Annotated in this window: 1 protein-coding gene; it reads right to left on the reverse strand. The window is 72.0% G+C overall.

The annotated features are described in order from the left end of the window. Positions 1-25 precede the first annotated feature (25 nt). Entirely contained in the window at positions 26-16,480 is a 16,455-nt protein-coding gene (locus tag JYK18_RS37080; RefSeq protein WP_206808065.1) for a non-ribosomal peptide synthetase, read from the reverse strand. Positions 16,481-16,487 lie beyond the last annotated feature (7 nt).

A 16,487-nucleotide genomic window follows, 5' to 3' on the forward strand; every position in this document is an offset into this window, starting at 1 on the left:
TTTAGACCGTACAAAACTCCAATTGTCAGGTCAATAGCGCTCGCAGGGCCGTGCCGATCGCCTCGGCGGGCTCCGGCTGGAGCATCCACTCGTGCTCGGCGTCCACCTCGTGCACGTCGACGTCGCCGGTGACGTGCGGCCACCAGGCCACCGCCGGATCACCGTGCGGCCGCTCGCCCGCCGCGGCGAAGAAGACCAGGTCACCGCGGAAGATCCCGGGCACGTACTCCTGCTGGAGCCGCGGGTTCACCACGAGGCAGGCGCGGATGCCGCGCAGCATCTCGTCGTCGACCAGGAGGCCGGCGGAACCGCCGGTCTCGCGCAGGTGCGTGGTCGCTTCCTCGTGGGTCACCGCCGCGTCCGGCTCGGCACCGGGCGCGGCGACCAGCAGCCGGAGCACGTCCTCCTCGCTGATCTCCGGCATGTCCACGCCCTTGAGCAGCTCCGGGGGCGCCGCGTCGAGCATGACCAGCAGTTCGACCTCCTCCCCGCGCGCCTGGAGTTCGGTGGCCATCGCGTGCGCGGCCACCCCGCCGAACGACCAGCCGAGCAGGCGGTACGGCCCGGTGGGCTGCACGGCCCTGACCTCATCGAGGTAGTCCAGCACCATCTCCCGCACCGTCGCCGGGGCCTGCTTCCCGGTGAGCGAGCGCGCCTGGATGCCGTACACCGGCACGTCCGGGTCGAGGTGCGGCACGAGGCTCGCGTACGACCAGCTCATCCCACCACCGGGGTGGATGCAGAACAGCGGCGTCGCGCTGCCCGTCGACCGCAGGGGCAGCAGGGTTTCGAGCGCCCGCCCGCTCCCGCCCGTGGCCAGTTGCCGCGCGAGCCCGTTCACCGTGGGCGCCTCGAACAACGCGCGCACGCCCAACTCGACCTCGAACGCGGCACGGACGCGGGCGATCAGCCGGGTGGCCAACAGCGAATGCCCGCCCAGGTCGAAGAAGCTCTCGTTCGTGCCCACCTCGGGCAGCCCGAGGACCTCGGCGAACAGCTCGCACAGGGTCTGCTCGGTGGCGGTACGCGGGGTGCCGCGCGTGTCACCGCGCCCGAAGTCCGGTGCGGGCAGCGCACGCCGGTCCACTTTCCCGTTCGCCGTCAACGGCAGCGCGTCGAGCACCACCACCGAGGACGGCACGAGGTACTCCGGCAGCCAGCCGGCCACGAACGAACGCACCGCACCCGCCAGCGCGCCGACATCGTGCCTGGCCGCCGGGCTGTTGGTGAACGCGCCGGGAGAGAACTCCCCGGCGGGTTCCGGAACCGCGGGCGGGATTACGGGCAGATCGGCCCGCACGCAGACCACGTCGAACTGCTCGGGGACCGCCGACCAGGTGGCCATCGCCCGGTACCCGTGCCGGGCCACCGTTTCGGCCAGTTCGTGGGGGTCTGCCGCGTCGCGGTCCGCGGCCCGTGCTCCCGCGACCGAGCCGCCTTCCCGGAGCACGCCGTACGCGGCGGCTTCCCGTGCCAAGCGGCGGTTCGGGATTCCTTCCACCCGCAGCACTTCCGGCCCGGTACCCAGGTGCCGCACCAGTTCCTCGGCGCACTCCCAGCGCGCGACGGTCACGTCCCGATCGGCGCCCGGCCGGGTGTGCAGGACGACGTCGTAGCGGTACCGGGTCAGTTCGTTGTGGTGCGCTCCGGCTTTGAGCCGGACCTCGGCCGCCGCGAAGCCGGGCACGTGCGCGGCCAGCGCGGTGAAGAACGCGGGATCGACCAGGAGTTCCTTCTCCCGCAGCAACGCCTGTTCCGCGGCACTGAGCACGTTCTCCGCGCCTTGGTGCAACTGCACGGCGGTGTGGAAGCAGCGGGCGAGTTCCCGGTTCCGCACATCCCCGACGAACACCACCCCACCCGGCGCGAGCAAGCGCACCACAGACCGCAGGACCTCCGCAAGGTAATCGGCGTGCGGGAAGTACTGCACCACCGAGTTGATCACCACCACATCGAAGTGACCCTCGGGCAAACCGGTGACCTCGTCAGCAGGTTGGCAACGCAGTTCCGTGTGCCTTGCCAGATCCGGCCGGTCCGCGACCTGACCCCGGAGCCGGTCGACGACCTCCGGGGAGAAGTCGGTGGCCCAGTAGCTCTCACACCCTGGCGCGATCTCGCTCAGCAGCAAGCCCGAGCCCACGCCGATCTCCAGCACGTTCCGCGGCTCGAAGTCGAGGATCCGGCGAACCGTCTCGTCCCGCCACTCGCGCATTTCCGGGAGCGGGATCGGCTCGCGTGTGTAGCTGCTGTTCCAGCCCGCGAAGTTCGTGCCGAGCGGCAGTTCGTCCACAGTGGAATACAGCTCGTCGTAGACCTCCTGCCAGTCCTGGACCTGCTGTTCCTCGAACGCACCGGCCTCGTCCGGGGCGGGCACCACGTAGCCGATCAGCCGTTTGTCACCCGAGGAGTCCTCCCGCGCGACCACCACCGCCTGCGCCACCGCCTCGTGCCGCACCAGCGCCGCCTCGACCTCACCGGGTTCGACGCGGAAACCCCGCACCTTCACCTGGTCGTCGACGCGGCCCAGGAACTCCAGCTCACCGTCGGCACGCCACCGCACCACGTCCCCGGTCCGGTACGCCCGCCGCCCCGGGGCGAACGGATCCGCCACGAACCGCGACGCCGTCAGCCCGGCCCGGCCCGCGTACCCGCGCGCGACCCCGGCGCCCGACACGTACAGCTCACCCGGCACACCCACCGGTACCGGCTGCAGGGCCGCGTCCAGCACGTACGCCGCACGACCGGCGATCGGCCGTCCGATGGGGACGGTGTGCCCGAGTTCGCCGATCCGGTGCGCGGTGGCGAAGGTGGTCGTCTCCGTCGGCCCGTATCCGTCGACCACCTCCAGGCCGGGGCACGCCGCGAGCACGGCCCGCACCGAGTCCACCGGGACCACGTCACCACCGGTCCACACCTCACGCAGCCCGGCAAGGCACTCCGGCGCCTCCTCCGCGACCACCCGGAACAACCCGGCCGTCAACCACATCGCGGTCACCCCGTGCCGGGCCACGGCGGCCGCGATCCCGGCCGGGTCCAGCCGACGCTCCGGCGCGATCACCACTGTGCGACCGCCCAGCAACGTCGCCCACAGCTCGTAGGTGAACGCGTCGAACGTCATCGGCGAGTGCAGCAGCACGCGCTCGTGCCCAGCGAACCTCGGCTCGGCCGCCAGCGTCACCACGTTGGCGTGCGAGGTCGCCACGCCCTTCGCTCCCCCGGTCGATCCGGAGGTGTAGATGACGTAGGCCTGGTTCGACGGCGACAACGCCACCTCGACCGGACTCGCGTCCAGCTCGCCGGAATCCGCCGAGGTCAAGGTCAGCAGGGGTTCGGTGTCGCGCAGCATGAACTCGACCCGCTCGGCCGGGTAGTCCGGATCGATCGGCAGGTACGCACCACCGGCCTTGAGCACCGCCAGCATCGCCACCACCAGTTCCGGTGACCGCGGCAAGGCCAGCGCCACCACCCGCTCCGGCCCGACACCGCGGGCGATCAGCGACCGCGCGAGCCGGTTCGACGCCGCGTCCAGTTCGCCGTAGGACATCGACTCGGCCCCGAACACCAGCGCGGTGGCCTCCGGTGCCTGCCGGGCGAACACTTCGGGGATCGTGGCTTCGGCGGTGTCGCGCGCGGCCACGTTGAACTCCGCCAGCAGCCGCGCGCGTTCGTCGGCGCCGAGCAGATCGACCGAGCCGACGCGCCGGTCCGGCTCGTCCGCGACCGCCGCGAGCAGGCGTTCCAGCCTGGCCAGCAGGGATTCCACTGTGGACCGGTCGAACACGTCGGTGTTGAACTCCACCACGCCTTCCAGGTGCTCGACGCCCCGGCCCGCCACCACGTGCACGGACAGGTCGAACTTCGCCGTACCGGCACCGAGGAACTCGTGCGCGGCCGTCAGCCCGGGCAACTGCACCGCACCGGCGGGCATGTTCTGCCAGCCGAGCATGACCTGGAACAACGGCTGGTGGGCCAGCGAACGCTCCGGGTTCAGGATCTCCACCAGGTGCTCGAAGGGCACGTCCTGGTGCGCGTACGCCTCCAGGCTGCGTTCCCGGACCTGGGCCAGGAGCTGGCGGAAGGTCGGGTCGCCGGAGGTGTCCGTGCGCAGGACCAGCGTGTTCACGAAGAACCCGACGAGGTCGTCCAGCGCCTCGTCCGTACGGCCCGCGATCGCGGCACCGATCGGGATGTCCGTCCCCGCGCCGAGCCGCGAGAGCAGCGCCGCCAGCGCGGCGTTGACCACCATGAAAAGGCTCGCCCCGCTCTCCCGCGCCACTTCCTCCAGCCTCGTGCGCAGTCCGGCGGACCATTCGAACGGCACGGTTTCGCCCGCGTAGGACGGGCTCCGCGGGTGCGGCCGGTCCATCGGCAGGGTGATCCGCTCCGGCAGGTCCGCCAGCCGCTGCCGCCAGTACGCCACCTGCGCGGCGCTCTCGCTGTCCGCGTCGTCCGGGTCACCGAGCACTTCGCGCTGCCAGAGCGTGTAGTCCGCGTACTGCACCGGCAACGGCGCCCAGGCCGGTGCCCGCCCCGCACACCGGGCTTCGTAGGCCGAGCTCAGATCGCTCCACAAAGGACGAAGCGACCAGCCGTCCCCGGCGATGTGGTGCACAACGACAACCAGTACGTGCTCCTCCGGCCCGACGCGGAACAGGGCCGCGTGCAGCGGGATCTCGGTTTCGAGGTCGAAGACGTGCCGGGCGGCCGCCGCCAGGTCCGGGTCCTCGGTGACCGCCAGCGCGGGCTTCACCTCGTCCAGCACCAGCTGCCGCGGCACGCCGTCGACCTCCGGGAAGACCGTGCGCAGGCTTTCGTGCCGCGCCACCACGTCACCCAGTGCGGCCTCCAGCGCGGCGACGTCCACCACACCGGTCAACCGCAGCGCCAACGGGATGTTGTAGGTCGGCGACGGGCCTTCCAGCCGGTTGAGGAACCACAACCGCGCCTGCGCGAACGACAACGGCACGACCTCCGGCCGGTCGGCCCGCGCCAGGGTCACGCGTGCGGCACCGGCTCCGGTCAGCCGCCGCGCCAGCGCACCCACGGTGGGTGCCTCGAACAGCGCCCGCACCCCCAGCTCCACCCCGAACGCGGTCCGCACCCTGGCCACCAGGCGGGTGGCCAGCAGCGAGTTCCCGCCCAGGTCGAAGAAGCCGTCCTGGGTGCCCACCGACGGCACGCCGAGCACCTCGGCGAACGCCACGCACAGCAGGTGCTCGGTGGCGTTCCTCGGTTCCCGCCAGTCCCCGCCGAACTCCGGCGCGGGCAGGGCACGCCGGTCGAGCTTGCCGTGTGCGGTCAACGGGAACTCGTCGAGCGGCACCACCGCCGACGGCACCAGGTGGTCCGGCAGCCGTTCGGCGAGGAAGGCCCGCACGTCCGCCGGATCGACCTCGGCCGGGACCACGTAGGCGACCAGCCGCTTGTCGCCGGGACGGTCCTCGCGGGCGACCACCACCGCCTGCGTCACGGTTTCGTGGCGGGTGAGCACGGCCTCGACCTCGCCGGGCTCGATGCGGAAACCGCGCACCTTGACCTGGTCGTCGCCGCGGCCCAGGAATTCGAGTTCGCCGTCGGCGCGCCAGCGCACCACGTCGCCGGTCCGGTACATGCGGCCCGGTGCGAAGGGGCAGGCCACGAACCGCGAGGCCGTCAACCCGGCCTGGCCCAGGTAGCCCCGGGCCTCCCCCGAACCCGCGATGTACAACTCCCCCGGCACCCCGGCCGGGACCGGCCGCAGGGCGGCGTCCAGCACGTAGACCCGCCGCCCGGCGATCGGCCGTCCGATCGGGACGGTGGTCTCCGGTGCACCGATCCGGTGGGCGGTGGCGAAGGTGGTCGTCTCCGTCGGGCCGTATCCGTCCACAATGGTCAGCTCCGGGCAGGCCACGGCCACCCGGCGCACGGACTCCACCGGCACCAGGTCACCACCGGTCCACACCTCACGCAGACCCGCCAGGCACTCCGGCGCCTCCTCGGCGACCACCCGGAACAGCCCGGCCGTCAGCCACATCGCGGTGACCCCGTGCCGGGCCACGGCGGCCGCGATCCCGGCCGGATCCAGCCGGCCCTCGGCCACCACCACGGTGTGGCCGCGCAGCAACGTTGCCCACAGCTCGTAGGTGAACGCGTCGAAGGTCACCGGGGCGTGCAGCAACACCCGCTCGTGGCCGGTGGCGAACGCCGGTTCGGCGGCCAGCGCCACCACCCCGCGGTGCGTGAGCGCCACGCCCTTCGGCGTGCCGGTCGAGCCGGAGGTGTAGAGCACGAACGCCTGGTTCGACGGTGACAACGCCACCTCGGCCGGTCCGTAGTCCGGGCCATCGAGCTCCACAGTGGACAGGGTCAGCATCGCGCCCGCGTCCCGCAGCATGAACTCGATCCGCTCGGCCGGGTAGTCCGGATCGATCGGCAGGTACGCGCCACCGGCCTTCAGCACCGCCAGCATCGCCACCACCAGCTCGGCCGACCGCGGCAACGCCAGCGCCACCACCCGCTCCGGCCCCACACCGCGGGCGATCAGCGACCGCGCGAGCCGGTTCGAAGCAGCATCCAGCTCCGCGTACGACATCGAGTCGTGTCCGGAGATCACCGCGATCGCGTCGGGCGCCTGCCGCGCGAACACCTCCACGATCGTGGATTCCCCGTCCACGACGGAGTCGTTCCACTCCCCCAGCAGGCGCTCACGCTCGGTGTCGTCCAGCAGCTCGATCGCCCCGATCGAACTCCCCGGATCCGCCGCGATGGCGTGCAGGAGCCGCTCCAGCCGCCCGGCCAGCGCTTCCACCGCCGCCCGGTCGAACGCGTCCGTGCGGTAGGAGAAGCGGAACGGCAGGGCGTGACCGGGACCGGCCGTGACCGTCATCGGGTAGTGCGCCGCGTCGTCGCTCCGGATGTCGGTGAGCGACAGCCCGCGCTCCGCCGGGGTCAGCGCGCCGAACGGGTAGTTCTCGAACACGAACAGCGTGTCGAATAACGCGCTGTGCCCGGCCAGGCGGTGCAGTTCGCTCAGTCCGAGGTGCTGGTGTTCGAGCAGCGCGGTCTGGTCCTCGCGCAGCCGCGTGAGCACCTCCGAGACCGGGGTGGCGAGGTCGTGCCGCAGCCGGACCGGCAGGGTGTTGATGAACAGGCCGACCATGCCCTCCACCCCGGGGAGCTGGGCCGGGCGACCGGCCACGGTGGTGCCGAACACCACGTCGTCGCGACCGGTGAGCCGGCCGACGAGCAGGCCCCAGGCACCCTGCAGGACCGTGCCGAGCGTGATGCCGAGCCGCTGCGCGAGCGTTCCCAAGGCAGCCGACACCGACGGGGAAAGCTCGAACTCGAAGTGCGCCCGCTCGCCCGTTCCGGTCGGCGAAGCCTGGCTCAGGTACGTCGGCTCCTCCAGCCCGGCGAGCATTTCGCGCCACGCGGCTACGGCGGCGTCGCGGTCCTGCGCCGCCTGCCACGCCAGGAACTCGCGGTACGGCGTCACCGGTGGGAGCCCGCTGAGATCCGCACCCGCTTCGTGGATCTCGAACAGTTCCCGCAGGAGAACCGGGACCGACCAGCCGTCCAGGATCACGTGGTGGTGGGACAGCAGCAGCCGGTGCCGTCGCGGGGACAACCCGATCAGCGTGGCGCGCAGGAGCGGGCCGGAGCCGATGTCGAACCCGCGTGCCCGGTCCTCGCGCACGACCCGGGCCAGCGCCGCCTCCTGCGCTTCACCGTCCATAGCGAACAGATCGACGTGCTGCCACGGCACCACCGCCCGCGCCGGGATGAGCTGAACGGGCCGCTCCAGCCCGTCGTGGGTGAACGAGGCACGCAGGCTCTCGTGCCGGTCGGCCAGTGCCTGCACCGACTTCCGCAGCAGTTCGGGGTCGACGGGCCCGTCGAGGCCCAGGTCGAGTTGCACGGTGTAGACGTCGTCGGTGTCCGCGGCGTGGAAGAGGAAGCCCTCCTGGAGCGGGGTGAGCGGGAGGATCTCCGCGGACGGGTCCAGCCGGTCGAGCTGCTCCTGGGTGAGGGATACCAGCGGGACGTCCGAGGGCGTGCGCCCGCCGCCGGTGCGGGCGGTGCAGGTGGCGACCGAGCGCAGCGCGGCGAACCACAGCTCGCCCAGCTCGCGCACCTCGTGCTCGGTCAGGCCGGTCCACAGCCACGTGGCTGCCAGTCGCGGCCCTTCGGCCGTGTCCATGGTGACCGCGCTCAGCTCCAGCGGAAGCGCCAGATCCCCGAGCCCGCCGCCCAGGAGCGACTCAGCCTGCCAGTCACCGCCGGTGGCGGCGGCCACGCGCCCCAGGTAGTTGAAGCCGACATCGGGCTCGCGCACCGACGCGAGTTCCCCGGAGCCGAGGTGCCGCAGGAGGCCGTACCCGAGGCCGTCGGGTACCGCGCGCAGTTGTTCCTTGACGCGTTTGACGGCCCCGCCGAGCGAATCACCGGCGTCGAGCACCTCGGACCAGGTCAGCGGGCCGCCGTCGACGCGGACCGGGTAGCGCGTGGTGAACCAGCCCACGGTGCGTGACAGGTCGATGCCTTCGGCGAGCGTTTCGTCCCGGCCGTGTCCTTCCACGGTGATGCCGAGCGGTCCGCGGGCCCGGCCCCGCCTGCGCCCCCATTCGGCCACGGCCAGGGAGAACGCGGCGAGCAGGACGTCCTGGACCCCGGCGTGGAAGGCCGCGGGCACCACGCCCAGCAGCGGTTCGGTGTCGGCGGGGTCCAGGTGGAGGGTGAGGCTGCCCGCGGTGCCGTCGGCCGGGCCCGGCACCACCGGGTCGAGGCCGGTGAGGATTTCCCGCCACCGCGGCAGTTCCTCCGCGCGCTCGGCCACCTGGGGCGTGAGCACTTCGGCCCAGCGGCGGAAGGAGGTGCCCACCTCCGGCAGGTGCACCGGGGCGCCGTCGCGGAGGGCTTCCCAGCCCGCGGCCAGGTCCGGCAGCAGCACGCGCCACGAGACCCCGTCGACCGCCACGTGGTGGATCACCAGCAGCAGCGTGCCGGGAGTCCCGGCGCCTCGGTCGAACCAGACGGCCCGCACCAGTTCACCGGCCGCGAGATCGAGTTCGCCGGAGGCCGTCCGGAGCGCGTCGTCGAGGTCCGGGTCCCCGGCGCCCTCGACCCGCCGCAGGCACTGCTCGGCCCGCACCGAGCCCACCGGTTCGACGGTCAGCGACCACGAATCGGTGACGCGCAGGCGTAACGCGTCGTGGTGGTCGAGCAGGGCCTGGAGCAGCCGGGTGAGGCCGTCGAAGTCCAGGTCCGCCGGGGTGGTGAGCGCCATCGCCTGGCAGAAGTCGTCGACCGGGCCCACGGCCTCGGCCAGCCACGCGATGATCGGCGTGAGCGGTACCGGTCCCACTCCGACGTCGGGCCGCACCGGTTCCCCGGCCGGCCGCACGATCGCCGCCAGTGCGCCGGGCGTCTTGTGCAGGAACACGTCCCGCGGCTTGATCAGCACACCGGCGGTGCGGGCCCGGCTGGCCAGCTGGATGGACGAGATGCTGTCGCCGCCCAGTTCGAAGAAGCTCTCGTTCGTGCCGACCTCCGGCAGGCCGAGCACTTCGGCGAACAGGGCGCACAACGCGCGCTCGCCGTCCGTCGCCGGTTCCTCGCGGTCGCCGCCGAACTCGGGGGCGGGCAGGGCGCGGCGGTCCAGCTTCCCGTTGGCGGTCAGGGGGAACGCGTCGAGCGCCACGATCGCGGACGGCACGAGGTAGTCGGGCAGGCGCTCGGCCGCGAAGGCCCGTACCGCGGCCGGATCGACGTCGCCCGGGACCACGTAGCCGACCAGCCGCTTTTCGCCCGGCCGGTCCTCGCGGGCGATCACCGCCGCCTGGGTCACCGCTTCATGCCTGGTCAGGGCGGCTTCGACCTCGCCGGGCTCGATGCGGAAGCCCCGCACCTTCACCTGGTCGTCGACGCGGCCCAGGAACTCCAGTTCACCGTCGGCACGCCAGCGCACGACGTCCCCGGTCCGATACATCCGGCCCGGTCCGTATGGGTTGGCCACGAACCGCGAAGCCGTCAGCCCCGGCCGGTCCAGGTACCCCCGGGCCACCCCGGCACCGGCGATGTACAGCTCGCCCGGCACCCCGATCGGCACCGGCCGCAGCCCGCGGTCGAGGACGTGGACGGGACCACCGGCCAGCGGCCGTCCGATGGGGACGGTGTGCCCCAGCTCGCCGACCCGATGCGCGGTGGCGAAGGTCGTGATTTCCGTCGGCCCGTACGCATCCACACTGTGCGCGGTGGCGAAGGTCGTGGTCTCCGTCGGGCCGTAGACGTCCACGATGGTCAGGTCGGGGCAGGCTTCGGCCACTCGGCGCACGGATTCCACCGGCACCACGTCGCCACCGGTCCACACCTCGCGCAGGCCCGCCAGGCACTCCGGCGCCTCCTCCGCGAAAACCCGGAACAGCCCGGCCGTCAGGAACATCCCGGTGACGTCGTGCCGAGCCACCAGTTCCGCGGTCACCACCGGATCCAGCCGCTGGTCCGGCGCGATGACAACCGTGCGGCCGCCCAGCAACGTCGCCCAGAGTTCGTAGGTGAAGGCGTCGAAGGTCACCGGTGAGTGCAGCAGGACGCGCTCGTGCCCACCACCGGCGAACCGCGGGTCACCGGCCAGCGCCACCACGTTCCGATGCGTGGCCCCGACGCCCTTCGGCGTACCGGTGGACCCCGACGTGTAGATCACGTACGCCTGGTTGTCCGGCGACAGCGCCACGTCGACCGGGCCTTCCTCCACCCCGTCGAAGTCCACAGTGGACAAGGTGAGCATCGCCCCGGCGTCCCCCAGCATGAACTCGATCCGCGAGGCCGGGTACGCCGGGTCGATCGGCAGATAGGCGCCACCGGCCTTCAGCACCGCCAGCATCGCCACCACCAGCTCCACCGACCGCGGCAACGCCAGCGCCACCACCCGCTCCGGCCCCACACCGCGAGCAATCAACGACCGCGCGAGCCGATTCGAAGCAGCATCCAGCTCCGCGTACGACATCGTGCGCTCACCGCAGATCAGCGCGACCGCGTCCGGTGCCTGCCGCGCGAACACCTCGACGATCGTGGACTCCTCATCCACCTGTCCGGTGTCGTTCCATTCCCGCAGGCGGTCGCGCTCGGTCGCGTCGAGCAGGTCGATCGCGCCGGTCCGGGTGCCGGGATCGGCCGCGACCGCCGCCAGCAGGCGCTCCAGCCTGGCCAGCAGGGATTCCACAGTGGACCGATCGAACACGTCCGCGTTGAACTCCACCACCCCGTGCAGCGCTTCGGCCACGCTGAAGACCAGATCCATGCGCGCCGTGCGAGTACCGATGGGCACCGGTTCCGCCGTCACGCCGGGCAGGTCCAGCTCGGCACCGGTCGCGTTCTGCCAGGCCAGCATGACCTGGAACAGCGGCTGATGGGCCAGCGAACGCTCCGGGTTCAGGATCTCCACCAGGTGCTCGAACGGCACGTCCTGGTGGGCATAGGCTTCCAGGCAGCGCTCACGCACCCGGTCGAGCAGCTCGCGGAAAGTCGGGTCACCCGAGGTGTCCGTGCGCAGGACCAGCGTGTTCACGAAGAACCCGACCAAGTCATCGAGAGCCTCGTCGGTACGGCCCGCGATCGGCGAACCGATCGCGATGTCCTCCCCGGCACCGAGGCGGGACAGCAGGGCCACCAGGGCGGTGTGCACGACCATGAACAGGCTCGCGCCGCTGTCGTTCGCCAGGATTTCCAGCCGGGCGCGCAATTCGGGTGACCAGGAGAACGCGACCGTGTCGCCCGCGTAGGAGGCGATCGCGGGGTGCGGCCGGTCCGTCGGCAGGGTGATGCGTTCGGGCAGTCCGGCCAGGGTCCGCTGCCAGTAGGCGACCTGCGACGCGATTTCACTGGCCGTGTCCTCGGCCGAGCCGAGGGTTTCGCGTTGCCACAGCGTGTAATCCGCGTACTGCACCGGCAGCGGTCCCCACCCGGGCGCCTGTCCTTCACACCGCGCCGTGTAGGCCGTGCTCAGGTCGTCCACCAGCGGGGCGAGGGACCAGCCGTCGGCGGCGATGTGGTGCACGACCAGGGCCAGCACGTGCTCGTCGGGTCCGGTGCGGAACACCGTAGCCCGCACGGGGATCTCGGTCTCCAGGTCGAAGGTGTGCCGGGCGGCTTCGGTGAGCGCGTGGTCGAGGTCGGCCACCTCGGTGACTGCCGGCGCGGGCCGTACCTGGTCGAGCACCTGCTGCCGGGGCTTCCCGTCGACCTCGGGGAAGACCGTGCGCAGGCTCTCGTGCCGCGCCACCACGTCGGCCAGCGCGGACTCCAGCGCTGCGACGTCGAGCCGCCCGGTCAGCCGCAGCGCCAACGGAATGTTGTAGGTCGGCGACGGGCCGTCGAACCGGTGCAGGAACCACAGGCGCGACTGGGCAAACGACAGCGGCACGATCTCGGGCCGTGCTGACGGGACCAGAGCCGCCCGTGCGGCACCGGCGTCAGCCAGGCGCCGCGCGAGCGCACCGGCCGTGGGCGCCTCGAACAACGCGCGCACCCCCAGCTCGACGCCGAACGCCGTGCGCACCCGGGCCACCAGGCGCATCGCCAGCAAGGAATGCCCGCCCAGCTCGAAGAAGCTCTGGTCCGTGCCGATCACCGGCACGCCGAGCACGTCGGCGAACAGGGCGCACAGCTTCCGCTCGGCCGCCGTCCTCGGCTCCTGGTGCGCACCGCCGAACTCCGGTGCCGGAAGCGCGCGCCGGTCGAGCTTGCCGTGGGTGGTCAACGGCAGCGCGTCAAGCGCCACCACGGCCGACGGCACCAGGTAACCGGGCAGGCGCTCGGTGAGGAAGGCCAGCACCTCAGCCGGGTCGGCCTCGGCCGCGACGACATAGGCGACCAGTCGCTTGTCGCCGGGACGGTCCTCGCGGGCGACCACCGCCGCCTGCGTCACTGCTTCGTGCCGGGTCAGTACCGCCTCGACCTCACCCGGTTCGATGCGGAAACCCCGCACCTTCACCTGGTCGTCGACGCGGCCCAGGAACTCCAGCTCACCGTCAGCACGCCACCGCACCACATCCCCGGTCCGATACATCCGGCCCGGTCCAAAGGGATTGGCCACGAACCGCGAAGCCGTCAACCCCGGCTGGCCCAGGTAACCCCGAGCGTCACCCGACCCCGCGACGTACAACTCCCCCGGCACCCCAGCCGGGACCGGCCGCAGGCCGCGGTCGATAACGTAGACCTGCCGCCCGGCGACCGGCCGTCCGATGGGGACGGTGCTCCCCAGTTCCCCGGCCCGGTGGACGGTGGCGAAGGTGGTGGTCTCCGTCGGCCCGTAGGCGTCCACAATGGTCAGAGCCGGGCAGGCCGCGGCCACCTGGCGCACGGACTCCACCGGCACCACGTCACCGCCGGTCCACACCTCACGCAGGCCCGCCAGGCACTCCGGCGCCTCCTCCGCGATCACCCGGAACAGCCCGGCGGTGATCCACATGGCCGAGATCCCGTGCCGCGCCACCAACTCGGCCACGGCAGGCGGGTCCAGCCGCTGCTCGGGCGCGACGACCACCGTGCCGCCACCCAGCAACGTCACCCACACCTCGTACGCGTGCGCGTCGAAGGTCACCGGCGAATGCCACAGCACCGGGCCACCGCCGAAGGTCCCGGACAGCGTCACCACCCCGCGGTGCACCACCCCGACGCCCTTCGGCGTCCCCGTGGAGCCGGAGGTGTAGATCACACAGGCCAGGTTCGACGGCGACAACGCCACGTCGACCGGTCCCGCGTCCGCGCCATCGAGGTCCACAGTGGACAAGGTCAGCATCGCGCCGGAGTCGCGCAGCAGGAACTCGATCCGCTCAGCCGGGTACTCCGGGTCGATCGGCAGATAGGCACCGCCGGTCTTCAGGACCGCCAGCATCGCCACCACCAGCTCGGCCGACCGCGGCAGCGCGAGCGCCACGACTCGTTCCGGCCCCACGCCCTCGGCGATCAGCCGATGCGCGAGCCGGTTCGAGGCCGCGTCCAGTTCCCCGTACGTCATCGAGTCGTCACCGCAGACCACCGCGACGGCGTCCGGTGCCTGCCGTGCGATCACCTCGACGATCGTGGACTCCCCGTCCACGACGGTGCCGTTCCACTCCGACAGCAGACGCTCGCGCTCGGGCCCGTCCAGCAACTCGACCGCGCCGATCCGGCACCCCGGATCGGCCGCGACGGCGCGCAGCAGCCGTTCCAGCCTGGCCAGCAGGGACTCCACAGTGGACCGGTCGAACACGTCGGTCCGGAACTCGACGGCACCCGAGATGCCGTCGCGCTCGGTGAAGTACAGGGAAAGGTCCACGCGGGACGTCCCGGTGGTCACCGGCAGCGGCTCGCAGTCCACGCCGGTGAACTGGAGCGCGGCGGCGCTGTTCTGCCACGCGAGCAGGACCTGGAACAGCGGCTGGTGCGCCAGCGAACGCTCCGGGTTCAGGGCCTCGACGAGGTGCTCGAAGGGCACGTCCTGGTGCGCGTACGCCGCCAGGCTCCGCTCACGCACCCGCTCCAGCAGCTCACGGAAAGTCGGGTCGCCCGAGGTGTCCGTGCGCAGGACCAGCGTGTTCACGAAGAACCCGACCAGGTCGTCCAGCGCCTCGTCCGTCCGGCCCGCGATCGGCGAGCCGACCGCGACGTCGTCACCCGCGCCGAGCCGCGACAGCAGGGCCGCCACGGCGGCGTTGACCACCATGAACAGGCTGACCCCGCACTCACTGGCCAGGCCCGCCAACCGGGCGTGCAGGTCGTCGGGCCAGGCGAAGGTCACCGTGTCGCCCGCGAGCGAGGCGACCTGCGGGTAGGACCGGTCCACCGGCATGGTGATGCGTTCCGGCAGGCCCGCCAGGGCCTGCTTCCAGTAGGCGACCTGCGAAGCGACCTCGCTGCCGGGATCCTCCAACGCGCCGAGGACTTCGCGTTGCCACAACGTGTAGTCCGCGTACTGCACCGGCAGCGGCGCCCACTCCGGCACGCGGCCGGCTCGCCGGGCGGCGTAGGCGGCGCTCACGTCACGCACGAGCGGTTCCATCGACCAGCCGTCGCCTGCGATGTGGTGCAGCACCAGCACCAGTGCGTGGTCCTCGGGTCCGGCGCGGAACAGCTCCGCCCGCAGCGGGATCTCGGACTCCAGGTCGAAGGCGTGGCGGGCCGCGACGGTGGCCGCCGCGGCGAGGTCGCGCACCTCGGTGACGGCCAGCTCCGGGCGCACCTGGTCGAGCACCTGCTGGCGCGGCACACCGTCGACCTCGGGATACACCGTGCGCAGGCTCTCGTGCCTGGCCACCACGTCGGCGAGCGCGAGTTCGAGCGCTTCCACATCGAGCTGCCCGGTCAACCGCAACGCCAGCGGGATGTTGTAGGTCGGCGACGGGCCTTCGAACCGGTTCAGGAACCACAGCCGCGACTGCGCGAACGACAACGGCACGACCTCCGGCCGTGACGACGGGACCAGAGCCGCCCGCGCGGTTCCGGCCTCCTCCAGCTGTCGTGCGAGCGCGCTGACGGTAGGCGCCTCGAACAACGCCCGCACGCCCAGCTCCACCCCGAACGCCGTGCGCACCCTGGCGATCAGCCGCGTGGCCAGCAGCGAATGCCCGCCCAAATCGAAGAAGCTCTCGTTCGTCCCGACCTCGGGCACACCGAGGACGTCGGCGAACAAGCCGCACAACTGGTGCTCCGCCGCGTTGCGCGGTTCCTGCCTGACTCCGGTGCCGAACTCCGGGGCGGGCAAGGCACGCCGGTCGAGCTTCCCGTTCACCGTCAACGGCAACTCGTCCAGCACCACCACCGCCGACGGCACCATGAACTCCGGCAACCACTCCGCCGCATGCGCACGTACGGCACCGGCCAGCGTGCCCACGTCCTGCCTGCTCGCCGGGTTGTTCGTGAAGGCACCCGGCGAGAACTCGCCCGCCGGGTCGCCCGCGATCCGCACCGGCGGCAGCCCGGCCCGCACGCACAGCACGTCGAACTGCCCGAGGTCCGCCGACCAGGTGGCCACCGCCCGGTAACCCAGCTCGCCCAGCGCCCTGATCAGCTCGTCGGGATCCACGACGTCGGCGGCGACAGGCTCACCCCGGTAGTCCGCGACCTCCTCGGCCAGGCGCGCGTTCGGCACGCCTTCGACGCGCAGCACCTCGGGTTCCGCGCTCAGCCGCCGCAGCAGTTCGTCCACGCCGGTGAATCGCACGGTGTCCACGGTGTCCAATTCGGACACCGGCACCGGGCGCGTGTGCAGCACGACGTCGTAGCGGTGCCGGGTCAGTTCGTTGTGGTACGACCCCGCTTTGAGCTGGACCTCCGCCCATTCCAGACCGGGCGCGTGCGAGGCGAGCGCGGGGAAGAACGCCGGGTCGACCAGGAGTTCCTTCTCCCACAGGACCGCCTTCTCCGCGGCGGCGTGCACGTTCGGCGCGCCCTGGCGCGCCTGGACGGCCGAGTGGAAGCAGGTCGCCAGCCGCTTGTTGCGGACGTCGCCGACAAAAACCACCCCACCG

It is taken from the genome of Amycolatopsis sp. 195334CR, assembly GCF_017309385.1.
Taxonomy (GTDB): Bacteria; Actinomycetota; Actinomycetes; order Mycobacteriales; family Pseudonocardiaceae; genus Amycolatopsis.